The organism is Candidatus Cardinium hertigii (assembly GCF_003788695.1).
Map to the genome: position 1 here is coordinate 125,996 of NZ_RARA01000027.1, position 25,197 is coordinate 151,192.

Below are 25,197 nucleotides of genomic sequence, written 5' to 3' on the forward strand. Positions count from 1 at the left end.
ATTAAGTACTATTACAAGCTGCTTATGTAGCATCAGTTTAAAAAATGGTTCTGTATGGTGCCAAGTATACTTGTAAAATGCGTAATATTTTCTATTACTAAATAAGAATATTAAAAACCAATCATGGCATATACAATCAGAATCAGAATCAGAATCAGAACAGCCAACTGTTATGCATATAACTGAAAGTTATCTTGCAGACCTGAATGAAATGCAAAAAATAGCTGTAATGGATACAGAAGGTCCATTCATGGTTATTGCAGCTGCTGGTTCAGGTAAAACCAAGGTATTAACCTCTAGAATAGTCCACGTGCTTAAAACAAAAAAAGCAGAGCCGCATCAGATTCTTGCTTTAACGTTTACAAATAAAGCGGCTGCTGAAATGCGTCACCGTATAGAGGCCATAATGGGTAGCAAAGCCAAAGCCATATGGCTAGGAACCTTTCATAGTGTTTTTGTTAAGCTATTGCGTCGTGAAGCGGGTAGTTTAGGTTATCCTTCCCATTTTAGTATTTACGATTCGGACGACAGCAAATCTTTGATCAAACAAATTATCAAAGAGTTAGCCCTCGATGAGCAAGTATATAAACCAAATGTTATATTGGGCCGTATGTCCCATGCTAAAAATAGACTTATTACACCACAGGCATATGGTTCAGATGCCACCTACCAAGCTGAAGATACTCGTATGCGTATGCCTAGATTCAGTGAGATTTTTATGAGATATACAAACTATTGCTTACAAGCTGGTGCCATGGATTTTGATGATTTGCTCTTACAAACCCATACATTGTTATATACCAATCCTGAATTAAGCGCAAAATATCAGCAGCAATTTCGTTATCTATTTATTGATGAATTTCAAGATACCAACTTGGTTCAATATAGTATTGCCAAAAAATTAGCAGCCCACCACCACAATATCTGTGTAGTAGGAGATGATGCACAAAGTATCTATGCATTTAGAGGTGCAGATATCCAAAATATTTTACATTTTGCTAGTGACTATCCTCATCACCAAGTAACAAAATTAGAGCAAAATTATCGTTCTACCCAACATATTGTTGATGCAGCCAATAGCATTATTAGCTACAACGACGCCCAACTAAAGAAAAAGGTTTGGACAGCCAACAGCCTGGGGGAACCCATTGAAGTCCTAAGGTGCATATCTGATATAGAAGAAAGTCAATTGATAGCAGATACGCTTATAGAGCAAAAAATAAAGAACCAGTTGTTGTATCGGGATTTTGCTATTTTATATCGTACTAATAATCAATCTAGAAATTTTGAAGAGGCATTGCGTAAAAAAAATATTCCCTACCGTATCGTAGGGGGACTTTCTTTTTATCAGCGAAAAGAGGTAAAAGACCTTTTAGCCTATTTGCGTTTTGTAGTGAATCATAATGATGCAGAAGCTTTTAAAAGAATTATTAATTTCCCTAAACGTGGTATTGGGCCTACTACCATACATAAAATATTTACGGCCTTATCCGAAAAGAATCTTACGCTTTGGACCCTATTGCGTAATCTAAGCAACTCTTTTAGCAGGCTTACTGCAGTGGCTATCTCGCATTTTGTAACATTCATTTGTACGATTTCTCTCAAATTAGAAAAGGAAGGAGAAAATGCTTATACCATAGCCGACTACGTTGCAAAAGAATCCGGCCTCTTAAAGGCACTTTATGAGGATAAAACGGTAGAAGGATTAACCCGCTATGGGCATATGCAAGAACTGTTGAATAGCATTAAACAATTTGTAGATAATGCCGAAAATAATGATCCTAGCCTAGGCAGTTTTCTACAAGAAATAGCTTTAATTACCAATGAATATAAAGAAAATACAGATCAGGATACGATTACACTCATGACCATTCACGCTTCTAAAGGACTAGAATTTAAATACATATACCTGGTAGGCATGGAAGAAGATCTTTTTCCTTCTGCTATGATGATAGGAAGTAAAGCAGACTTAGAAGAGGAACGACGTCTTTTCTATGTGGCCGTTACCCGTGCACAACTAAAACTAACCCTATCCTATGCTTTAAGCAGATATCGATTTGGCAAATCAACGCACACCCAGCCAAGTCGTTTTTTAAAAGAAATGAGTCTCCAATCCAAATCCAACTTATTTACTGCTAAATTTATTCCTACGACTATGGCTAAAAAGACAACCCATACAGTTGAAACCCCTTCGGGGAAAATACCGACACAGCTTTACTCCTCTTTATCATCTAAGCATACAGTTTCCAGTGATTTGACGATCTTACAAATCGGAAATGAAGTGAACCATGCCCATTTTGGTGAAGGGAAAGTGGTTCAGCTGGTAGAATCTACAGGCGGGCGTAAAGCGGTCATTCTTTTTCATAACTTTGGAGAAAAGACACTTTTATTAAACTATGCAAAACTGGAGATACTTAAAACAGTATAAAAGCTATGTGCAAACTATTTATTACGATACCATATGTACGATTATAATACAGCTCGATCACCTTTGATACTTAAGGAGTATGGCAGAAATATACAGAAAATTATGGAACAGCTTGAGAATATTGATGACAAAAATGTTCGTACCCAAAAAGCCCATATTATGGTAAAGTTAATGGAAATCGTTAATCCTAACGCTGAATTGCTCCAAAAACGCTGGGATGATCTTTTTATACTATCGAATTATCAATTGGATATTGACAGCCCTATTCCTAAGCCTGTTAAGAGCATAAATAGCCAGCAGCACTATATGCATAGGCTACCTATGGAGCAGATCAAATACAAATATTATGGGCGGCATATGGAATTACTTATAAAAAAAATTAGTACCCTATCTTCTCCCAAAGAACAAGAGCAAATGCTTATAGCAGCTGGAAAACTTATGCNATATAAGTAATGAAAGAATTATGGAGGATATCAAACGAATGCTTCCAAATGATACGGTATTGGATCTAGAAGTAATTCGCACCCTACCAGATGATGGCGCAAATAATGGCCAGCGATCTAAAGCTAGATATCCATCAAAATCCATTTGTACTACTTCTACAAAATAAAACGTTACGCAACGTATAGCACGTTGATCGTACAAAAATAAAAATTAAGCAGTAAATGCATAAGTTTATCGTACATGGAGGCCGTCCATTATCTGGTACTATAAAGCCAAAGGGTTCAAAAAATGAAGCATTGCAGGTAATGTGTGCCACCTTATTAACAGAGGCAATTGTTACCATAAACAATATACCTGATATTACAGATGTACACAGTGTAATGCAATTACTCACGCTGCTGGGTGTTCAAATTGTCCCATTGGGTAAGGGAAGTTATCAATTTTGTGCCGCCCATCTTCACACAGATGTTACCCTTACAGAAATATTTCGGCAGGAATATGCTAAAGTTAGGGGATCGATCATGTTATTAGCTCCCCTTTTGGTTCGTTTTAAATCGGTTTCGGTACCTAAACCTGGCGGAGATAGGATTGGCCGTAGGGGGGTACATGCACACTTTGAAGGGCTAGAGCGGTTAGGTGTCACTTTTTGTTATAATGTCGATGAGGAGGCATGGAAAGCAAAATGCACCACATTATCAGGATCATATATACTTATGCCAGAGCCATCTGTAACCGGGACAGCTAATATAGTGATGGCTGCCAGCATGGCCAAAGGTAAAACTATTATTTATCCTGCAGCGTGTGAACCGCATGTACAGCAACTTTGCCATATGTTGGTAGCTATGGGCGCTACCATTACAGGCATTGGTTCAAATATATTAACCATAGAGGGCGTAGCACATCTGAGTGGTACCGTGCACACCATTTTGCCAGATATGCTAGAAATTGGCAGTTTTATCGGGTTGGCTGCAGCCACCAAATCAACGCTAACCATTACAGATGTTCCTATTAACCTGTTTACCCCTGTCTGGAGTTGTTTTAGAAAGTTAGGGATTAGGCTAGAAGAAGATGATAATTCATTACATATTCCATTTCAACCATCTTATCATATACAAAAAGAAATAGATGGAAATTTGTTAAGTCTATCTGATGCTGTTTGGCCAGGTATTCCTGCTGATTTAATCAGTATTGCTATTATCACCGCTGTGCATGCACATGGCCATATTTTAATCCATCAGAAAATGTTTGAAAGCAGACTCTTTTTTGTGGACCATTTAATTGAAATGGGCGCACGTTTGATACTATGTGATCCCCATAGGGTACACGTTGTAGGTTTAGGGAATGCCTATAGGCTACGCGGTACCCGTATGAGTTCTAATGATATCCGAGCGGGTATAACCTTGTTAATTGCGGCGCTAGCGGCAGAGGGAACCAGCACCATTGCAAATATTCATCAAATTGATAGAGGATATGAACAGATCGATCAACGCCTAAACGCCTTAGGCGCATCCATTGAAAGAGCCTAATAATAGCACAGCTAGTTCATGCTGCGGGTTACCCTACTAGCTTATATATGACCCTAAGCATACCATCTCCTAAAAGTTTACTGCGAATTACATGTCTTTATGTAAGCATTGCCCTGCTTTAGGGCACAACAAGTTTAAAACATAAACCCTAAAAATCCTAATTTTTATCCAAATAGAGGCCGTTACAATAGAAAATTTGCAACAGCTTCAGGTTATAAAGCACAAGTTCGGCCACATAGTAGCTTGGCATTGCACCATGGTATAACTGTTTTAAATAGAGCTGATATAATAGATCTGATTATAGGAATTTTATTAAAGTGTTATTAATTAATTTAGGCGAACAGCTATTTGTAGTAGAATATGGTGATAGAATTGTCCATGGTTATTTGGCTGCAATTTTGTTAACTTATCTGTTTAAGTAAGTCATAATTTTTACTCTTTGTTAACAGTGTTATGTTGTAACAAATGTGAACAGATACACACTAGAAAAACATCAGCAATTACTTTTTATATTTTAGTAGCAGCAACCAAATTTATATATTCCGACACTATCATGCTTCAATATAGTAAGCCGCTATGACCAGTAACCTAAAACATGATGCGTTAATCAAAAAAATTTTAACCAACCCAGTAGCTGCACAGGAGTTTTTAGAATACTATTTACCAGCTGATTTTAAAGCTATAGTAGATTTAACAAAAATTACTATAGAAAAAGAATCTTTTGTAGAAGAGGATCTAAGGAGAAAATTAAGTGATCTTGTATTTTCTGTGCAAACCAAAAATCAGGATACTGCATTTGTTTATGTATTAATTGAGGCGCAAGCTACACCAGACCATTGGATAGCTTTGCGATTATGGAAGTACATACTTTTATTATGCGAACGGCATAAGCAAAAAAAAGATGGTTTACCCTTAATCTGTCCTCTTTTAATCNNNNATTAAAAGTATGGGCAGAACTTTTGTCAAAATGCCCATATGCCGTTTTAGTAGATAAAGAAAAAAATTATCTTTGTATAAAGACGTTGTTATGGTATACTGATACGAAGTTACCAGAAGGGCAACAACAAGAATTAGAACGGATCATTGCTAGTCATTTATCTAAAGAAGAAACCGTTACGATTATGCGAACCATTGCACAAAAATATATTGATGAAGGGATGCAACAAGGAATCATACAAGGTATGGAGAAAGGTATAGAGAAAGGTATAGAGAAAGGTATAGAGGAAGGTATGGAAAAGGGTAAAACTAAAAGAAATCTTGAAATAGCAAAAAAGATGTTAGCTAATAATATGGATGCTACCCTTATTGCGCATATTACTGGGCTTGATATCTCTTTTATTCGTACACTTAAGCAGTGAGACCGTTGCAATAGCAAAAAAAATTGTATCCGTTCACCCAATGGCGTCAACTTAAGGCAATTCATGATTAGCCTACCCTCCTATTATACTTGGTTATCAATAACATCTAAACCTTAAGTTGACGCCATTGTCCGTTCACCTGCGTGGCAGCGATATTATAGATTACAGCAAATGGCTAATATTTATTTAATAATTGATGATTTTATCCATTTTGTTAAAAACTACTTCTTTCAAAACTACTTTTTTTGCTTGATCAAAAAAGATACGAGTAGCCAAAAAAAATCAAGCGCTGGTGAACAAAACTGTTGAAAATTCCAGCCTAAAAGCTAAAAATCAGAACTCACCCTCTACGGTTACTCAATGGATTTGGGAAGCTGGCAAGGCGCGTGAGGGTGAAGCGCACGCAGCATAGTACGCACTATGTGAGTTCGCCCCATGATGTATGTACATACATCATGGGGACCCCAAGTACGCTGAATTCCGAAACGGAACGCAGCTAGCTTTTCAAAGACGAAGAGCAGGCTCAAACAGGCTGATTTTCTACTACCTTTCAGACTGAACTTTTCTAGTCACAGCTTTGTTCAAGGCGCATTTTTTATAAACTTGCATTATTGCGCTATTTCTAAATACGAACGTGAAAAAATACGCATAGGCCACACCACTGAACGGATACTCTAGGCGTTTCCATTCTCTATCCCTCCCCTTACTGCAAGTCAATAACCTCTTAAAGTTAGCCTATGTCAATAGATTGGATCTGTATAGTACACGTAATATATCTGTAAAACAAGAATAAACAGATTATTTTAGTAGCGATTGCAGATGATTTTCCGTAAACATGTTCGCACTTTTTAATTCTTGTATACCATTTATTATTGCCCTCATACTAAGCTTAGAAGCGAAAAGAAGCTTAAAGTTGGCAGCTGTAAATAAGTTGGCGGTATTTAGCTGGGTAATAATATCCTTAAAAAGGACTTTTGAAGATTGCTCCATTGCATCATTTAAATCTAATACATTTAAATTTAACTGCAACATTTCGACTTGAGGGTTTTGAATTACCTCTCCTAGTTTTGATTCCATTATTACTTGAAACATACCCTGCGTCAGTAAATCTAGCTCAGTAAGTACTTGTAAAGTGATCTTCACCTCCTCTGCTTCTTTATGGGATAGTAATACCTGCAAGTTATTTTGTGTAAGCAAACCTGCTTCGAACAGTAGTTCCATGCTCTCTAAACGATATTTAGTTGCAAAAAAGGATGTCCTTTTAGGAGTTAGTAACAACTGAAAATTATCCTGTGTAAGAAGGTTTTGATCTTTTAGCTGCTTCAAAAAGTTACTTCTTGAAGATAGACTACCGCTTGTAAAACTTCGCATGGTAAATTTCATTAGTAATGGGAACGTATATGCTGTAAGCAGATCCAAATTCAGTGCTACTTCCAGTTCTTTTAATGCTGAATCAGCCCACTGTTTGTATATGTCATATGCACGACCACCGTTATCCAACCAACGCGCATGCTTTATTAACAGCTCTAAACTATCCAACGTAAGTACATTTACTATTGCTGATTTTCCTAGTATAGGAAATAGACCTACCACTAAGTCCTTACAAAAAAACAATCCCTCCCTTCCATTAACCTGAGGTGTTGCCAATAGATCTGGATTTTTAACATGAAAATTCTCAACAACCCTAGCCAATTTATAGTAGTATCTTTGCTCCGTAATGCATAGAAAATCCCAGCTCTTTTCATCTGCTAATAACGATGTTAACAATTCCTGATTTAGATAGTTAATAGCATCAAGTTGATTTAATAGATTCATTAAATCAGAGAAAACTGTCTTATAACTGATAGCTTTATTAAAATTGTCGTGGGTTAAAAGTTTTTTTGCATAAAGCTTCTTAAAAGCCAGTGCAGCTGCCAATAAACCTTCTAAATTATTTTGTTGAGATACATAACTTATAGTATCCACTAATTGATCCAAATTTTGTTGTGTAAGAAGACCAGCTTGACAAATTCTTGCAAATATTAAGCTAAAAGTATAACGATCATAACGCTCATTAGGAAAACCCTCCATTAAATTTACTACTTTCCTAAAGTTTCCTGGATTTAACAAACCTCCATCGTTAAGATGCTGCAGCAGATAACCGGATAGTTGTATCTCCTTATACATTTCTTCTAAATTATTACGATCTTCTAAAGTAAAACTTCCTATTTGGTTAAATAAATTTTTACAATCTGTTAAGCTAAGCTGTTTAAAATCTTTTATGATTTCCTCTATTTCATTTTTATTATTTGGTTTATTATCTGGTTCAGTATCTGGATTGGATAGGGCACTAGTACTAGTAGGCGTATCCTTTAACGAATCCATATGGTGATTATGTTTTTGACAACTAATCATAAATATTAGACTAAATATAAATATTAACCGGAACATATGTTTTTTACGTGTAAAATTGTTGGATAAGTAAGCTATACATTTGCCTACATGTCTTTATGTAAGCATTGCCCTGCTTTAGGGCACAACAAGTTTAAAACATAAACCCTAAAAATCCTAATTTTTATCCAAATAGAGGCCGTTACAATATAAAAATTGCAACGGTCTCAGGTTATAAAGCACAAGTTCGGCCACATAGTAGCTTGGCATTGCACCATGGTATAACTGTTTTAAATAGAAATGATATAATAGATCTGATTATAGGAATTTTATTAAAGTGTTATTAATTATTTTAGGCGAACAGCTATTTGTAGTAGAATATGGTGATAGAATTATCCATGGTTATTTGGCTGCAATTTTGTTAACTTGTCTGTTTAGGTAAGTCATAATTTTTACTCTTTGTTAACAGTGTTATGTTGTAACAAATGTGAACAGATACACACTAGAAAAACATCAGCAACTACTTTTTATCTTTTATTTTTTATTAGCAACCAAATTTATATATTCCTACACTATTATGCTTCAATATAGTAAGCCGCTATGACCAGTAGACTAAAACATGATGCGTTAATCAAAAAAATTTTAACCAACCCAGTAGCTGCGCAGGAGTTTTTAGAATACTATTTGCCAGCTGATTTTAAAGCTATAGTAGATTTAACAAAAATTACTATAGAAAAAGAATCTTTTGTAGAAGAGGATTTAAGGAGAAAATTGAGTGATCTTGTATTTTCTGTACAAACCAAAAACCACGATACGGCTTTTGTTTATGTATTGATTGAGGCGCAAGCTACACCAGACCATTGGATAGCCTTGCGATTATGGAAGTACATACTTTTATTATGCGAACGACATAAGCAAAGCAAAGATGGTTTACCCTTAATTTGTCCTCTTTTAATCTATCATGGCGCTAAAACATATAATGCACCCAGAAATTTATGGCAATTGTTTAGTCATCCTGAACACGCTAAAAAACTCATGACAGAAGATTATGAGCTGATTGATTTACAAAGCATGCCAGAGGATGAGATCCTAAAGAAAAAACAGTTGGGTATGTTTGAATATATGCTCAAATACATTCATAAACGGGATTTATTAAAAGTATGGGCAGAACTTTTGTCAAAATGCCCATATGCCGTTTTAGTAGATAAAGAAAAAAATTATCTTTGTATAAAGACGTTGTTATGGTATACTGATGCGAAGTTACCAGAAGCGCAACAACAAGAATTAGAACGAATTATCGCCAGTCATTTATCTAAAGAAGAAACCGTTACGATTATGCGAACCATTGCGCAAAAATATATTGATGAAGGGATGCAACAAGGGATCATACAAGGTATGGAACAAGGTATGGAGAAAGGTATAGAGAAAGGTATGAAGAAAGGTATGGAACAAGGTATGGAGAAAGGTATGGAACAAGGTATGGAGAAAGGTATAGAGAAAGGTATGGAGGAAGGTATGGAAAAGGGTAAAACTAAAAGAAATTTTGAAATAGCAAAAAAGATGTTAGCTAATAATATGGATGCTACCCTTATTGCGCACATTACTGGACTTGATATCTCTTTTATTCGTACGCTTAAACAGCCTTTATAGCTACTCATTCGTATCCGTTCACTCAATGGCGTCAACTTAAGGTTTAACTATTATTGATAACCAAGTAGAATAGGATATTTTTTTTACATTTGCTACATTGCTTCTTATTTAGCGAATAAATTCTTTTTTTATTATTTCATAAAAAAGTGTATGATACATTTTTTTATGCAAGAGTTTTTAGGGGAAAATTTTATTTCGGAAATTAAAGATAAATTGTATTCAGCAATATTTCAGACTATCCATTCCAAAGGCGGCCATATGTTCACGCCCAGAAGGAAACTTACTTTTCCAATAGTATTTTCCACTATTTTAAAGCTAGTTAAGCGAAGTTTAGGCATANGACTTATTGCAGCAGATGGTTCTTCCCTTCGTTTACCTGTTTCACCCGAAATCATATCGGAGTTTGGTCTTTTTAAACCAAATGGCACAAACGGCATTGTGCCCCCTTTAGCCAGGGTTTCACTATTTGTTGATTTATCTACATCTCTGATTTGTAATGCTCGGCTTGTACCTTGGAATATAGGAGAACGCACATTAGCAGAAGAACAACTCCCTGAAATTGTTCAGCAAATGCGTGCATTAAAACAAGATAAATTATTATGTATCTATGATCGTGGTTATACTTCAGTAAAGTTTATCAAACAACATTATGAATGTCAAACAGATTTTATTTTTCGTGTACAAGGAAAAAATTATACTAAGCTATGGGAGCGGGTTGCATCGGGCGAATCAGATTTTGATCTAGTTCTAGAAAATAAGGATAAAACTATCAGCCAGAAAGTAAGAGTCGTAGCGTTTATGTTATCCAATGGCAAAAGAGAAGTTTTGGTTACTTCACTTTTTGACAGAGCACAATTTACCCTGGAAGGCATTAGTAAAGTTTATGCTTTGAGGTGGCATATAGAAGCGTGTTANATATGTGTGATGCTCAAGGTCCCTGGAAACCAGAGCAAATAAATGAGTATCGTTTGAATTTTTCAGTTTTGTTTGGTGTGATGCGTCAAAAAATGCATCAAGTGCTGATTGGGAAGTGCTCAACTAAAAGCTTTCAGAAACTCTTTGATAGAGTGTGCATACGAGCTAAAGTAAAAATCCGACCCGGGCGATTATATAGTCGTGACAAGGTGGATAAACCTAAACGCCATCATGTCTTTAGGAGGGTGTGCTAATCATGAATTCCCTTAAGTTGACGCCATTGTCCGTTCACTTGCGTGGCAGCCCTATTTTATAGATTATAGCAAATGGCTAAATAAATATTTAATATATAATGATTTTATCCATTTTTTTAAAAACTATTTCATTATGGTTTCTTTCTGCACTGCTATTAGCAAGTAATTGTGGAGGTAGCAAAATCGGTAATAGAAGCAATAATAATATTACAAAGGGTCAATCTGGAAAGAAAGGTAATAAGGACGCAATGATTATACATCTTGCGGCAGAAGAAGAGGCAGCAACAGCAACAGGAGGAACAGTAGCAGCAGCGACAGGAGGAGATGCAGCAACAACAGACAGGAGCATCAACCAGCAGCCAGAAGCAGTAGTAAAAGAAAAAGAAGAAAGGAGCATAGAAGAAAGAGAGGCAAGGCAGAGTAATCTGCTGGAGAGGCTAAAAAAGGAATGCCCGCAGGCGTGGAGGCTCCTGAATTGGCTACAGGAGCATTGCCAGGAGTACTGGAAAACCTTGTGGGAGGGGCTGCAGCAGAATAACCTGCAGGCGTGGTGCTTCTTACAGGAGCGGCTACGTAAGGAGGGACCGTTGCAGGAGGAGCCCCAGCAGTGGTGGCAGGGTAGCCCGGAGAGCTGGAAGGCCATGCGAAAAGATAGACTGGTCCTGTGGGAGTGGTTACAGCAGCAGGAAGAGATTCAGCTGGAACTGCTGCGGGAGGAGAGAGAGGTGTAAGGCTGCGCCACAGACAGCCGCTCTCTTTACTTACATTTTTTTTAGGAAATTGGGCTATTTCAGCTTAAGCAGGTTGTATTTTATTGAAAATAAAACTAAATTTGAAAAGTTCAATTCAATCTGCAAGTTAAGTGTATCTTGATATCTTGTTGGCAGTTGTAACGGTTAAAGAGTTCAATAGGAAAACCTGTGCTATAAGCTATAAATAATAGGAAAAGCTGCACTATGTGTATATGTAATAGTTATTAGTGTATATGTAATAGTTATTAATTTAAACACACCATATCTATATGCAGAATAAAAATATAAAATGCAAAATAAAAATCTAAAAAAAGAAGTTGCACCGTTATGGTTTCTTTCTCTACTGCTATTAGCAAGTAACTGTGGAGGTAGTAAAATCGGCAATAGCAGGAATAATCATATTGCAAAGGGTCAATCTGAAAAGAAAGATAATAAGGATGAAAAGAAAGACAGTAATGACGCAATGATTATAAGTCCTGCTTCAGGAGGAAGTGGATCAGCTTCAGGAGGAGGTGGGTCAGCGATAGGAGGAGGTGGAGGAAGTGGATCAGCAACAGGAGCAGTACCAGGAGGAGGACAGCAGACGCAAACAGGACAACAGACAGTAGAAATAGGAGGAGGAATAGATGGAGGAAACCAGCAGCAACACAGCAGCAGTAACGTAGTAGTAACACAGCAACAACAGCCAGAAGAACTAGAAGAAAGAATCTCTTTCGGAAGAGCCTCACCCGGATTTCTCTCGTTTTCTTATCAAGAGGAAATTCTCGGAGAAGGTGCGGGAGGAGGTGCAGGAGGAGGAAACCAGCACGCAAACCCTTTTGACAGATCTTTTAGACCAAACAGCAGCAGTAGTGTGATCGGAGAAGAAAATGAAATAGGCAAAATGGATTTTAATGTAGATTATATTGAACAAGAGGGATTTTTCTACAGAACAAGCACACCAAACAGCAGCAGTAGGAGTGGAGAAAGAATCGAACAAGGGTTGGACCTACTGAAAAGGCTAGAGATTGAATCCCAGGAAATGTACAATGTCCTGTATTATATATATAAAAATCCCACGTTTTCGCCCTCCGTAGGGGTCTGGGATGACCTCGTGGATAATGAGATGGGTGCGTGGCGGTTTGTGGAGAGGGAGCTGTATGATTCCTTTAATCCTAGTAAGTGGAACGACAATTACGCTGATGAGGAGTTCAATAGAAGAATAACGAATAATAGGGAGTTGCTGAAGAAGTGGCTAAAGCGGAAGGATATCCAGCAGGAGCTGTATCGAGAGGAGTTCGATTTGCAACGGCCTCTGTTTGATTTCTAACACCTGATGTATCTATCCATTCAGTGGTGTGACCTATGCGTATCCGTATTCGTACCAATTAAAAATAGGTGCCCCTTCAGTCATGTGACCTATGCGTATTTGTTTTCGTACCAATTAGAAATAGCACAATAAGAAAAAAATGACAAGTAATTTAGTAAATAAATTAAAAACATAAATATAACTACCGTGCAAGTAAACAGATACTTAAAAATAGCGTTAAATTAAAAACATTACTGCCACGCAAGTGAACGGACAATGGCGTCAACTTAAGGCAATTCATGATTAGCCTACCCTCCTATTCTACTTGGTTATCAATAACAGCTAAACCTTAAGTTGACGCCATTGAGTGAACGGATACAAACTTTCCCCATTGGCATCAGATAATACGGCCTTATATCTTTACATTTTTTCTGGTAACTCAATAGCTAAAAGCGTCATGCTTTTTTTTAGCACGTTGCCCACACAGGAAGAAAGTAATAATCTAAAACTTCTCATGCAGGCATTAGGTTCCCTATATATGGGATAACTTGCATAAAACTTATTATAAGTTTTTGCTAATGTTAAAGCGTAATTGGCTATTACAGAGGGCATATAGGTTTTGGCAGCCTCTTCTATTGCTGCTGGTAACCTATATAATTGAAAAATCAAATGTTGTTCTAACGCGCTGAGCGATCCTTGCTGTATATTGCATGAGACCATTTGTATATCCTTAGCCTTACGTTGTACTGAACAAATTCTGGCATAAGTATACTGAATAAATGTGCCAGTATCTCCCTGGAAATCAACTGATTCGCTAGGATTAAACAGTATTTTTTTTTGTGGTGCCACCCGGAGTAAAAAAAACTTTAAGGCACCTATGGCCAAGATATGATGCAATTTTTTCAGCTCTTGCTGGTTCAAGCTTTCTATTTTATGGGAATTTTCTGTATACAGCATAACCGTATCAATCATTTCTTCTATAAGCTGGTCTGCATCTACTACATTTCCCTCTCTGGACTTCATTTTACCGCTGGGCAGGTCTACCATACCATAGGGTAAATGGTGCATAAAATGCGCATATGACCTACCCAAGTGGGCCATAGTAGCAAATAAAACTTTAAAATGATAAGCTTGCTCATTGCCTACAACATATATCATATTATCGAAATGGTAATCGGCATAACGCAAATCGGCAGTTCCCAAATCTTGCGTGATATAGACAGCTGTTCCATTACTACGTAATAAAATTTTTTCTCCTAACCCATGCATAGATAAATCGACTGCAATAGCTCCATCCTCTTTTGGGTAAAATATTTTTTTACGGAGCCCCTCCTTTACTATTTCTTTGCCTAATAGATACGTATCAGACTCATAGTAGGTTTTGTCGAACACAATGCCTAATTGGTTATAGGTCATATTGAATCCATCATAGACCCATTCATTCATCTTTTGCCACAAATCCATAACAGCAGGATCACCCTTTTCCCAATCTACCAACATTTCTTGTGCTTCTTGCAAAATAGGCGGAATGGCTGTAGGCAGGTCCCCCTTATGCGTTTCTATAAGAGCCAATTGTGCTTTATACACTTGCTCAAATTTTACATAATATTTGCCTACTAAATGGTCTCCCTTTATACCACTGCTGGTTGGGGTTTCCCCTGCTCCAAATTGTTGATACGCAACCATAGATTTACAAATATGGATGCCACGATCATTGATAAGGTTTACTTTATGTACCATATGGCCAGCGGCATCCAAAATTTTAGCCAATGCATCTCCCAAAAAATTATTACGCAGATGGCCTAAATGTTGAGGCTTATTCGTATTGGGACATGAAAATTCGATCACTATACTGCTCTTTTGACCAGCTAAACGACCATACAATGGATTTTGGTCAATCGTTTTTAAGATAGAGAGCCAAACTGCGTCATAGATAACAAAATTTAAAAAGCCATCTATGACATTATAAGAAGCCACTATATCTACATGCGTTTGTACCCATTTCCCTATTTTTTCTGCTAATTGGTTGGGCTGTTCATGGCAGCTTTTACAATGGGGAAATATAGGAAATGAAAAAGTACCTTGGAACTCTTTTCTGGTATATTGTAAAGCACATGATTCTTTTGATAAGGGTAATTGATAGATAACTAAAAATGCCTTCTGAAGCGCTAAGGTAAGTTTGGATTCAAGCTGCATAGGGATTAAAATGTGATAAAACAAAGAGATTAAAATTTGATTATAAAGTGCCTGTTATTACTGATGTTATAAAAGCTTATATATTTCCTCCAAAATCCTTGGAGTTAAAAACATTATGCATATAGGCTTTTTATGTTAAGCTATGTAACCCATCAGCGTTAGCTATTTAATGCTTCTTGTAGCAGTTTGCTCACCAGTTGAGCATGGGCTTTCCCTTTACTATTTTTCATAATTTCTCCCATGAACATAGCCAAAATTCCTTGCTTACCATTTTTATAAGCCGCTACTTTATCTGGATAAGCCGTTAATACTTCTTCAATAAGTAATTGCAGGTTTTCCTCATCACTATCTTGTATAAGGTTTAATTTTACGGCAAGTTCCATAGGAGATACATTAGGAGATGCATTTGGTTGTAATAATAAAGGAAAAATCTGATGGGCTGCAGCAGAAAAGCCAACCGCACCACTTTCTACTAACGCTATTAGCGCAATGAAATTTTCAACCGTAAGCGGGAGCTCCGTTAAGGAAAGGGACATCTCATTGAGGTAACCTTTAACAGGGCCCAGTAACCAGTTTGCTGCAGCAGTATAGTAATTAGTATGTTGACACAGCTCTTCAAATAACAAAACGAAGGCTTTGTTTTCAGTAAGCACATCGGCTGCATAATGAGAAAGACCATAGACCTCAGTAAACTTTTTAAAACAGGCACTGGGCAATAAGGGCATGGTTTCTTTAATGCTTTCTATCCATTCTTTTGAAACCCATACCGGGGGTATATCTGGTTCTGGTAGATAACGATATTCACTGGCTGTTTCTTTGGCCCGTAGGCTAACGGTTTCTCCAGAAGCGGCTTGAAAACTTCTGGTTTCTGCTATAATGGGCTTACCTGCTTGTATTAGTGCTATTTGTCGCTCTATTTCATGCTCTATGGCAAGTTGAACGTTTCGCATAGAATTCATATTTTTAACTTCAACCCTTGTCCCAAATATAGTAGTTCCTTCGGATGCTATCGAAATATTGGCATCGCAACGTAAAGAAGCCTCTTCCATATTCCCATCACAGATATCTAAATATCGGACCAATTTACGTACTTCAGCTAAACACTGATAGGCCTCTTTCCCTGTTGTTAGTGCTGGAGCAGTTACCAACTCTAATAAAGGTATCCCTGCCCGATTATAATCCAATAAGGTAGTATCTTCCACTATGCCATGTACAGATTTACCTGTATCTTCTTCTAAGTGCATGCGGATAAGCGGTATCCTTTTCTCCTTTCCCTCTGTCGCATAAATGGTTATAAAACCACCGCGGCAAATAGGCGTCGTATCTTGTGTAATTTGGAATCCTTTCGGTAAATCTGGATAGAAATAGCTTTTTCTAGCAAAATAGTTTAACTCTGTTATATCTGATTCACAGGCCAGTCCTAACTTTATAGCATAATCAAAAGCTTTTTTATTAACCTTAGGTAATGTACCAGGGTAGGCTAAACTAACGGGGCTAAGGTTGGTATTGGGTAAAGCACCATATGCAGTCGCATCTGAGGAAAACATTTTGCTATAAGTAAGCAACTGAATATGGATCTCTAATCCAATAACTGCTTGATATGGCTCCCTTAACGTACTATTCATAACGTTTTAATTGAAATTTTTCTCCAAGATAGAGTCTGCGTACCTGCTCATCTTCTGCCAACTCCTCTGCAGTACCTGTTTTAAGTAACGTACCAGCAAATATCAAATAGGCTCTATCGGTAATAGAAAGTGTTTCATCTACGTTATGATCTGTAATCAGCACGCCAATGTTATTGTGCTTAAGCTTAGATATAAGCAGTTGGATTTCTTCTACAGCAATAGGATCTACACCTGCAAAAGGCTCATCTAGCAAAACAAATTTTGGGTCCATAGCCAATGCCCTAGCTATTTCTGTACGGCGACGCTCCCCCCCAGAGAGCACATTGCCTTTACTTTTTCTTATATGCGTAATACTAAATTCTTCTAGTAACCTATCTAATTTTTCTTTGCGTTCCTGTTTGGAGAGGTCACGCATTTCCAATATAGCCATAATATTTTCCTCTACCGTTAATTGCCTGAAGACAGAAGCCTCCTGTGGTAAATAACTGATTCCTTTTTGGGCACGTTTGTATAAAGGCAATGGGGTAATACATGTTTCATCCAAATAAATATCCCCGCTATTTGGTTTTACAAGGCCAACCGTCATATAAAAGGTTGTAGTCTTTCCAGCTCCATTGGGGCCTAGTAATCCCACAATTTCACCGGAGGAAACCGTAAGAGATACCCCCTTTACTACCTTACGACCTTTGTATTCTTTGATTAATGAATCAGCATGAAGTTGCATAAAAATTTTTTATTGAGATATATGTATCGGTTTACGTATTAAAATTAAGGGAATTTGTAGACTTTACAGCTACTTTCAGCTAGCCATTTGGAAGTCTCTATGCAGGATAAAGTTATAAAAAAGCATATCTTTGATTCAAAAGCTAAAAGATAGCTAAAAAATAGCAGATAGGTAAAAATCTTTCTGTAGAAAATTTATTATGCATTTTTTTAATTTTAATAGAAAACTTCCTTGCAATTTTTAGTAGAACATGAAGATCAGTGTTCCAAGGCTAGAGCGGGGCTTATCACTACTGGTAAAGGAACCATTCAGACCCCCATCTTTATGCCAGTAGGTACGCTTGGATCAGTAAAGTCCATTCCACAAAATGTCTTACAGGATCATATTAACGCTGATATTATTTTAGGAAACACCTATCATCTGTATCTTCGACCCGGAATGCAAGTGCTAGATGCAGCAGGTGGGCTCCATTCTTTTATGGAATGGCATCGGCCGATCTTAACAGATAGTGGGGGGTACCAGGTGTATTCCTTAGCTAAAAATCGCAGCCTTACAGAAGAAGGCGTTACATTTCGCTCTCACATAGATGGATCAAAACAGCTATTTACACCAGAATCTGTGATTGACATACAGCGCAGTATTGGTTCTGACATTATGATGGTATTAGATGAATGTACCCCTTATCCCTGCAGTTACAGCTATGCTAAAGATTCCATGGAACGTACCCATCGCTGGCTAAAAAGGGGGAGTGACCATTTTGATGCTACGCTAACTGAGCAAAATGCATACCAAGCGCTTTTTGCAATTGTACAAGGAAGTGTCTATAAAGATTTACGTATACAATCTGCGGAAGCTATAGCTGCAGCCGACAGATTTGGTAACGCCATTGGTGGGGTATGCCACCCTACAGGTCAATTGTATGAAATCACAGAACTCGTTTGCGATATCTTGCCTAAGCACAAACCGCGCTATTTAATGGGCGTTGGAACACCGTTAGATCTGTTAGAATGCATTGCATTAGGTGTCGATATGTTTGATTGTGTGATGCCCACTCGCAATGGGCGCAATGGAACATTATTTACAACAGCAGGTATTATAAACATTAAAAACAGCAAATGGAAAACGGATTGTAGTCCTATAGATGCCCAGCTCAGTAATGCGCTTAGTGGACATTACTCAAAAGCCTATTTGCGCCACTTGATTATTTCTAAGGAGCCCTTAGGCCTTCAATTGGCTAGCGTACATAATTTAACTTTTTATCTATGGCTCGTTCGACAGGCTAGAAAACAGATTCAGCAGAATAATTTTGTTGCATGGAAAAACCATGTCCTTCAAACCATCATGAAAAAAATCTCATAAGCATAATGAAGCTACTAGATAAATATATTTTCAAAAAGTTTTTTGGCACTTTTTTGGTTATGCTGGGTGTCATCATCATACTTATTATGCTCATTCACGTAACAGAAAACGTAAGTAATTTTAAAAAGTATAAGGTTCCTTTTAAAGAAATCTTTCATTATTACTGCGTATTGTTACCCTACATGGTTAACCTTTTGGCCCCTATTATTGTTTTTGCTACCACCATTTGGGTTACCACTAGGTTAGCCCAACGATCTGAGATTATTGCCCTATTAAGCGGCGGGGTACGTTTTAATCGTGTGGCAAAACCCTATCTAATGATTGCATGGATGCTGACTGGAGCCAATTTTTACTTAACAGGCTGGTTGCTAGCAGGTGCAAGCAAGGAACGGATTAAGTTTGAAACAAAATATCTCAACATGGGATTCACTAATAATACGCCACCGCCTTACCTACACCTCAAAACAGGACCTGACCAATACCTCCATATCCATACCTACTATGCCCACATAAATACTGGATATGATATAAGCTTAGACAGCTACAAAAATACTGAGCTCTTAGAACGATTGCATGCTGCAGTGATTACATGGAATGCAACCGATCAAGTATGGATATTACAATCTTGGAAAAAACGTACTTTTTTTCCAAAACATGAAGAGATTACAGAAGGACATAGCCTTACACTTCCCTTAGAGATACATCCAGAAGATTTTGAGATTAACCCTAATCTAAAAGAGGGGTTAACGCTTCCCGAATTAGATATACATATTCAAAAACTTATGGCTAAAGGAAATGATAATGTACGTTTTTTTAAAGCAGAAAAATATATCCGATATATGACTCCCTTTGCCATTATCATTCTTATTGCATTGGGTTTCTTAGTCGCTGTTCATAAGCCTAGAAGTGGTGTGGGAGGACAAATTACTTTGGGTTTTATACTAGCTTGCTTCTATATCTCGCTCTTTTTATCTTCCAAGATTGTGGTAGAGGCACAAAGTGCGCATCCACTGCTGAACATATGGATGCCCAATATCATCTTTTCAATTTTATGTATTATATTTTATCGATTGGTACCTAAATAATCAACCTTTATTGGTCGTAATCAAGGAGCGTCGTATATTTGCTTTTGTTCAAAAAATAGCAAGGGTAGTGGGCCCATTGTTTAAAAAGATACGCTACATGGAGAAGGCCGGTTGCATAAAGAAGCTGGCTGCATTAGAAAGCACACTGTTTGGTTGCATAAGTATTATATGTATTTTTTCCTTTTGTATTTGGGTATTAGTAGCAAAAGGTTTTATTATCAAATGAAAAATGATAAATTTTTTAATGTATTATATCCAAAGTATAGGACTCCAAGCAAAATCATGATTACAGGTCATAGGCCATCCATTTTGGATAGTCTATACCTGGGTAGCACGTCTATCAAAATTTAAAGAAACGCTTCACCATGCAGAAAAACATCCTTATTCTCACCACAACTGAGGCTGGTAATAAGTTTCCAGAAAATTTTAGTTGTTGGTGTGCGGGTGCTTTAGAAGCAAAAGGATGTAATACAGAAGTAGAAATAATAAAATTAGCGCAACTTACAGATCCCGAACCTATTCAGCTATTAGAACTAGAAAAAGAAAAGTTAAATAGTTTGCAAATAAATTTGAAATCAATAGAAAAACTGGTTTTAATCCTTCCAGAATGCAATAATATGCTACCCAGTGGTATAGATAGCTTGATGCAACTACTTGCTGTAAGAAAGCAATATAAAACATGTAAGTTGATAGCTATTGTCATGGATCCTTCTACAAATAAGGATGGTGATGACCAAAATCATACACTGTTTGGTTATCCACTAGATAAATTGGACCTATTCTTTGGTAAAACTTTGCGTGTCAATCGTACACAAATTAAAAATAGCCCAAGTGGAGATATGTGTAATCTTTTTTCAGAATGCTATAACGATCTTTGCACACTTATTCAGCAAATTATAGATTAATAAATAAAGGTGTAATGTAAGAGATGAACCATTGGAACCTTATAAAAGGTATACAGGGGATCTAAATAGTATGGGCATATCAAAAAACAGGCTAAATCATGGTATCCGTTCAGGCGCATGGCCTATGTGTATTCGTTCACGTTCGTACCAAACCAATTAGAAATAGTGCAAATTTTTTATATAAAAAACAACCATATCCTTGGCTTTGTAGTAAAAATAACCTATAATGAAGGGATGGATAATTACTGTTTTCTAATACCTTATTTAATTATTGTATGATACAATTGACTATGCCACTCCTGATGATGGGTTTTTTTCTGACATTAACCTTATTGGTAGGCCTTTTTTTTAGTAGAAAAACCACTACCCTGCGGGAGTATGCGGTAGGTAATAAAAAATTTGCTACAGCTACTTTGGTAGCTACGGTATTGGCTACTAATTTTGGAGGGGCAATTTTAGTACGTACTATACAACAGGTCCATAATATTGGCCTTTATTGGATAATTCTTTCGCTTGGCGTTAGCTTAGCTAGATGGCTTATCAGTCCGTTGGCATTGCGTATGGCTCCATTTATGCACCACCTTTCTATGCCAGAATCTATAGGCAGTATATATGGTAAATATCCAAGAATTATTACCTCTCTAGCTAGTATTTGCTCCTATATTGCTACCATTGCTGTCCAAATCACTGTAATGTCCCAAACCATCGGCATATGCATAAATTCAGTTAATCCTAATAATCCTAAATATATTACCATATTAGCTACCTTAATCCTTATTGTATATTCTGCTTTTGGAGGTATTCGTGCGGTTACCTTTACAGATGTATTACAGTTTTTAACATTCTCCATCATTATTCCTCTCCTAACTTGGTTTATGTTCGAAAACATCCACAAACCAGCTACAGAAGTTATTTCTTTTTTATGTACTCAAGACAAATTTCAGTTTAGCACTGTATTCCATTTTGATACTAAACTAATAGGTACCATTTTGCTAATTTTGGGAGCGGTGGCAGCTTTTATAGAACCTACCACTATGCAGAGAATATACATGTCTTCTGGCCCTATCCAGGCTAAAAAGGTTCTTGTTTATTCTGGACTTTTTGACCTTATTATAAAGTGTATTATATTCTTACTTGGTCTATTTGTTTATGTAGCAGAACCTGCACTGTTGAAAACAGACATTTGGCCTTATATAATGGAACATATTTCTCCTTTTTTCACAGGGCTGGTTTCTATCAGTTTACTAGCCATGACCATGTCTACAGCTGATTCTTGTTTAAACATATGCGCTGTTATGGTTAGCCATGATATTGTCGAAAGTATACGAGGGAAAAAATCAAATTCCTATGCCTATCAACTCCAATTGGCTAGATTAACTACTTTATTTGTAGGTCTATCTGCTATGGTTTTGGCTCTTTTTTATAATGATTTATTAAAATTAATGTTTTTAATTTTAGATGTGTATGTTCCTATAGTAACGGCCTCTTTTTTCTTAGCTATTTTTGGATTTCGAGGTACTGGGCGTACTGCTTTAATCGGTATGGCTACCGGTGTAGTAACTATTCTGGTTTGGAATAAGTGGGTGAGATCATTGGAATCGACCATGGACATAGATGGTGCATTTGTTGCCATGCTGGCCAATGGGTTAGCCATGTTGGCTGCACACTATTTGCTGCCCCAACCATCCGGTACTGGCTGGGTAGAGCCAGATGATGAACTCAAGCAGATTAGGCAAGCTAATGCACGAAAAAAAGCGCGCAGAAAAGCATCATTTAAAGCGCTCTTTTTAAGAGATAATTTGGCTAAGCTAAAGCCAACATCTACTATCCTAATAGGGGTAGGGATCTATATTACCATTACTACGTTGCTAACACTTGGCATAATAGGCACCAAAAAATACTTAACCGCTTGGCTTATATTGCAAATCGTTGTAGGTAGCTGTTTTGTAGGTTATGCAGTTTTTTTTCAATATATAGGTTCCTTAAAAAGGGAAATTCCAAGCTGGATAATTGGAAAATATTGGTTAATAGGTTTAATATTTTGCTTTCCTATAAATACGTTTTGGCACTGGTGGTATATAACCGATCCGTTATTTACCGAAACATTGGTGTTAACGCACTTGGCTGTAGCTTTATGGATATTGCCTTTGGATCTGGGATTGCTGGTAACGATACCATTAACCGTTATTTACTTTATTTGTTTTACTTCGGGGCTTCCATGTTGGCCATCAGGAAATCTACCATTATATCTATTAGGGGAAAGGTTATTGATATTTTCTCTGATTATTTACACTAAATTGCAAGTAACTGCTCAGGAAAATCAAAATCGTTACCTAAGAAATAAGCAAAAACTAAGAGAAGAGCAAAAACTCAAAAACATTGCCTACAATTTGCATATCACTTCTCCAGCTGCTCATAATGAGCTGGAGGAAGATGGCCTGATTTTAGAAAAAGTAGTGAAAGATGTTACGCAATCTATTACATTTTTAGATGGGAATCCGTTATATAAACAAGATTTCCAGAGTATTATAAATAAGTTTTCCGAATGGGCGCTGTTTTTAAAAAAACAAGCCAAATCTAAAGATCATATACTCTTACTACCAACTGAAATTACCTTGGATGACCTGATTAACAGGGTGGAAAATGCTTTAGAACGAGAGATACAGTATGCACCTAGACTACTTATAGAGCACAAAGATCACATGCTTCCAGTTAAGATCACATGTGATGTCAACCAGATCATCCATTTACTGGTTACAGCTGTTGTACGTACTATTGACCCAGACCATTTAGATAAACCATTTGTAAAAATACAACTACATACTACCCAATTAAAATATAAGATAAGTGATCCAATCGAAAACGAATACCATCCCTTGATGGACTTTTCGGCTATAGCCCTAGTGATTAGTAACGCTACTGTTCTTCCAACGGAATTCCCAAAAATTCAAAATTCTTATGAATATATTACCGATACGCCGGAAGATAAAAAGCATACCAGAACACTAACGCCAGCATGTATGGACCTCGGAAAGAAAACCATAGAACGCATTATCCATGCACACTATGGTTACCTAGAAATGTCTACTCAAAAGGTCATGTTACTGGTATTGCCTTGGAATGTTACCAATATTCGAGAGGAGATGATCTCTAAATTACCTATGGAATCGTTAACATCAGAAGCACCTATAACCGAAAAGGAACAGGGAGATGCTATGATGGTGCTAATGCATTTCCATGATTATGTTTGTCAAATATCTGAGGTGGATCCAGGCGTAATTGCTGAGATACTTTTATTACTAAGGCGTTGTTATGGTGTTAAGCGACACGCATCAGGCCAGTTATTCTATGTTCGCGCGGTAGGTATTGCCCAATTAGTAGCTACATGGATTTTTCATTCTCCTAAGCCCATTTACGCTGCCTTACTCTATGACTTAATACGATACACCCGCTTGCCGCTTTCTTATATTAAGAGCAATTATAATATAGGTATTTTTTGTTTTGTAGAAAATGTGCTCAGCATAGATAAACACCAAGAGCTAGCCGAATCTTTGTTCTACATAAGCAATCGCTTTAAAGAAGCCATCAACCAAGATCACCTTTCTGTACTTTATATCAAATTGGCAGAACGCCTTTATGATCTACGCCATGCTGAAGGCTATACCAAATTAGAAGAGGTTAAGTATATGGTCAAAGAGACCCTTACAGTAGATATTGAATTAGCAAGGAATTATTTAGAACCTGAAATAGCAACCGCATTGGAAACGGCTGCACAACATGCATTGGAGATCTGTAAAGGGCAAATATAGTTCTATCCATATACTATATCATTACATATTTTTTGCACAGGGCATTTATAGAAAATAGATAATAGTAGCTATGTACGAAATGTACATAAGTCATTCGTAGTATCCGTTCACTCAATGGCGTCAACTTAAGGTTTAGCTGTTATTGATAACCAAGTAGAATAGGAGGGTAGGCTAATCATGAATTGCCTTAAGTTGACGCCATTGTCCGTTCACTTGCGTGGCAGCCATGTTTTAAAATTATTAATAATTAATGATTTTATCCATTTTAAAAAAACTACTTCTTTTAAAGCTACTTTTTTTGCTTGATCAAAAAAAGTAGCCAAAAAAAATCAAGCGCTGGTGAACAAAGCTGTTTAAAATTTCAGCCTAAAATCTAAAAATCAAAACTCGCCCTCTACGGTTACTCAATGGATTTGGGAAGCTGGCAAGGCGCGCAAGGGTGAAGCGCACGCAGCATAGTACGAACTATGCGAGTACGCTGAATCCCGAAACGGAACGCAGCCAGCTTT

The 25,197-nt window shown here is 37.0% G+C and carries 17 protein-coding genes and 1 pseudogene; 14 read left to right on the forward strand and 4 right to left on the reverse strand.

The genetic code is table 11. The annotated features are described in order from the left end of the window. Positions 1-172: 172 nt before the first annotated feature. The 6 genes from EDM02_RS05105 (at position 173) to EDM02_RS05840 (ending at position 5,756) form a co-directional block, all read left to right on the forward strand. Positions 173-2,428: an ATP-dependent helicase gene (locus EDM02_RS05105; protein ID WP_123663622.1), complete on the forward strand. Its 2,256-nt coding sequence runs from the start codon at positions 173-175 to the stop codon at positions 2,426-2,428. A gap of 33 nt (positions 2,429-2,461) precedes the next feature. After that, entirely contained in the window at positions 2,462-2,881 is a 420-nt protein-coding gene (locus EDM02_RS05110) for a DUF4290 domain-containing protein (protein WP_123663624.1), read from the forward strand. A gap of 10 nt (positions 2,882-2,891) precedes the next feature. Beyond that, positions 2,892-3,038 (forward strand): hypothetical protein, encoded by a 147-nt coding sequence (locus EDM02_RS05715; protein ID WP_184891156.1) that lies wholly within the window; start codon positions 2,892-2,894, stop codon positions 3,036-3,038. A gap of 55 nt (positions 3,039-3,093) precedes the next feature. After that, positions 3,094-4,398 (forward strand): UDP-N-acetylglucosamine 1-carboxyvinyltransferase, encoded by a 1,305-nt coding sequence (murA, locus tag EDM02_RS05115; protein WP_123662130.1) that lies wholly within the window; start codon positions 3,094-3,096, stop codon positions 4,396-4,398. Positions 4,399-4,974: 576 nt separating this feature from the next. Further along, on the forward strand, positions 4,975-5,340 hold the full coding sequence (locus EDM02_RS05835) for an Rpn family recombination-promoting nuclease/putative transposase (protein ID WP_221179615.1): 366 nt from the start codon (positions 4,975-4,977) through the stop codon (positions 5,338-5,340). A 17-nt stretch (positions 5,341-5,357) separates the two neighbouring features. Beyond that, the gene (locus EDM02_RS05840; protein ID WP_221179616.1) at positions 5,358-5,756 is read left to right on the forward strand and encodes an RpnC/YadD family protein; all 399 of its coding nucleotides are present in this window, start codon (positions 5,358-5,360) and stop codon (positions 5,754-5,756) included. Positions 5,757-6,554: 798 nt separating this feature from the next. Here the strand turns inward: EDM02_RS05840 and EDM02_RS05125 are convergent. Then, a complete protein-coding gene (locus EDM02_RS05125; protein WP_148053571.1) occupies positions 6,555-8,120 on the reverse strand; it encodes a hypothetical protein in 1,566 nt (521 codons plus the stop codon). A gap of 606 nt (positions 8,121-8,726) precedes the next feature. Between EDM02_RS05125 and EDM02_RS05130 the strand changes: the two genes are divergently transcribed. The 4 genes and pseudogenes from EDM02_RS05130 (at position 8,727) to EDM02_RS05140 (ending at position 13,006) form a co-directional block, all read left to right on the forward strand. Next, on the forward strand, positions 8,727-9,776 hold the full coding sequence (locus tag EDM02_RS05130) for an Rpn family recombination-promoting nuclease/putative transposase (RefSeq protein WP_123663628.1): 1,050 nt from the start codon (positions 8,727-8,729) through the stop codon (positions 9,774-9,776). A gap of 165 nt (positions 9,777-9,941) precedes the next feature. Next, positions 9,942-10,945, forward strand: a pseudogene (locus EDM02_RS05135) (transposase). Between the two features lie 98 nt (positions 10,946-11,043). Further along, entirely contained in the window at positions 11,044-11,676 is a 633-nt protein-coding gene (locus EDM02_RS05720; protein ID WP_184891157.1) for a hypothetical protein, read from the forward strand. 310 nt (positions 11,677-11,986) lie between these two features. Further along, the gene (locus tag EDM02_RS05140) at positions 11,987-13,006 is read left to right on the forward strand and encodes a hypothetical protein (protein WP_123663630.1); all 1,020 of its coding nucleotides are present in this window, start codon (positions 11,987-11,989) and stop codon (positions 13,004-13,006) included. Between the two features lie 399 nt (positions 13,007-13,405). Here EDM02_RS05140 and argS read toward each other — a convergent pair whose 3' ends face one another. From argS to lptB, 3 genes are all read right to left on the reverse strand, one after another. Next, complete coding sequence (gene argS, locus EDM02_RS05145) at positions 13,406-15,181, reverse strand: arginine--tRNA ligase (RefSeq protein WP_123663632.1); 1,776 nt, start codon at positions 15,179-15,181, stop codon at positions 13,406-13,408. 158 nt (positions 15,182-15,339) lie between these two features. Further along, positions 15,340-16,806: an Asp-tRNA(Asn)/Glu-tRNA(Gln) amidotransferase subunit GatB gene (gene gatB, locus EDM02_RS05150; RefSeq protein WP_123663634.1), complete on the reverse strand. Its 1,467-nt coding sequence runs from the start codon at positions 16,804-16,806 to the stop codon at positions 15,340-15,342. Continuing rightward, on the reverse strand, positions 16,799-17,530 hold the full coding sequence (gene lptB, locus EDM02_RS05155; protein WP_123663636.1) for an LPS export ABC transporter ATP-binding protein: 732 nt from the start codon (positions 17,528-17,530) through the stop codon (positions 16,799-16,801). Before lptB ends, gatB begins: the two co-directional genes overlap by 8 nt. Positions 17,531-17,761: 231 nt before the next feature. On the opposite strand from lptB, the gene tgt reads away from it, so the two are divergent. The 4 genes from tgt to EDM02_RS05175 all read left to right on the forward strand — a co-directional run bounded on the left by tgt (position 17,762) and on the right by EDM02_RS05175 (position 24,688). After that, a complete protein-coding gene (gene tgt / locus EDM02_RS05160; RefSeq protein WP_123663638.1) occupies positions 17,762-18,889 on the forward strand; it encodes a tRNA guanosine(34) transglycosylase Tgt in 1,128 nt (375 codons plus the stop codon). Between the two features lie 5 nt (positions 18,890-18,894). Beyond that, a complete protein-coding gene (locus EDM02_RS05165) occupies positions 18,895-19,974 on the forward strand; it encodes an LptF/LptG family permease (protein ID WP_184891158.1) in 1,080 nt (359 codons plus the stop codon). 365 nt (positions 19,975-20,339) lie between these two features. Continuing rightward, on the forward strand, positions 20,340-20,879 hold the full coding sequence (locus EDM02_RS05170; RefSeq protein ID WP_123663642.1) for a hypothetical protein: 540 nt from the start codon (positions 20,340-20,342) through the stop codon (positions 20,877-20,879). 275 nt (positions 20,880-21,154) lie between these two features. Then, positions 21,155-24,688, forward strand: a complete 3,534-nt coding sequence (locus EDM02_RS05175) for a sodium:solute symporter family transporter (protein WP_123663644.1) — start codon at positions 21,155-21,157, stop codon at positions 24,686-24,688. The last annotated feature ends 509 nt before the right edge of the window (positions 24,689-25,197 follow it).

Bases quoted from the DNA above. Each gene is read 5' to 3' on its own strand.
- EDM02_RS05140 (WP_123663630.1), top strand. From the start codon at position 11,987: ATGCAAAATAAAAATCTAAAAAAAGAAGTTGCACCGTTATGGTTTCTT.
- EDM02_RS05125 (WP_148053571.1), bottom strand. From the start codon at position 8,120: ATGGATTCGTTAAAGGATACGCCTACTAGTACTAGTGCCCTATCCAAT.
- argS (WP_123663632.1), bottom strand. From the start codon at position 15,181: ATGCAGCTTGAATCCAAACTTACCTTAGCGCTTCAGAAGGCATTTTTA.
- lptB (WP_123663636.1), bottom strand. From the start codon at position 17,530: ATGCAACTTCATGCTGATTCATTAATCAAAGAATACAAAGGTCGTAAG.
- EDM02_RS05165 (WP_184891158.1), top strand. From the start codon at position 18,895: ATGAAGCTACTAGATAAATATATTTTCAAAAAGTTTTTTGGCACTTTT.
- EDM02_RS05720 (WP_184891157.1), top strand. From the start codon at position 11,044: ATGATTTTATCCATTTTTTTAAAAACTATTTCATTATGGTTTCTTTCT.
- gatB (WP_123663634.1), bottom strand. From the start codon at position 16,806: ATGAATAGTACGTTAAGGGAGCCATATCAAGCAGTTATTGGATTAGAG.
- EDM02_RS05170 (WP_123663642.1), top strand. From the start codon at position 20,340: ATGCAGAAAAACATCCTTATTCTCACCACAACTGAGGCTGGTAATAAG.
- murA (WP_123662130.1), top strand. From the start codon at position 3,094: ATGCATAAGTTTATCGTACATGGAGGCCGTCCATTATCTGGTACTATA.
- EDM02_RS05105 (WP_123663622.1), top strand. From the start codon at position 173: ATGCATATAACTGAAAGTTATCTTGCAGACCTGAATGAAATGCAAAAA.
- EDM02_RS05130 (WP_123663628.1), top strand. From the start codon at position 8,727: ATGACCAGTAGACTAAAACATGATGCGTTAATCAAAAAAATTTTAACC.
- EDM02_RS05175 (WP_123663644.1), top strand. From the start codon at position 21,155: ATGATACAATTGACTATGCCACTCCTGATGATGGGTTTTTTTCTGACA.
- EDM02_RS05715 (WP_184891156.1), top strand. From the start codon at position 2,892: ATGGAGGATATCAAACGAATGCTTCCAAATGATACGGTATTGGATCTA.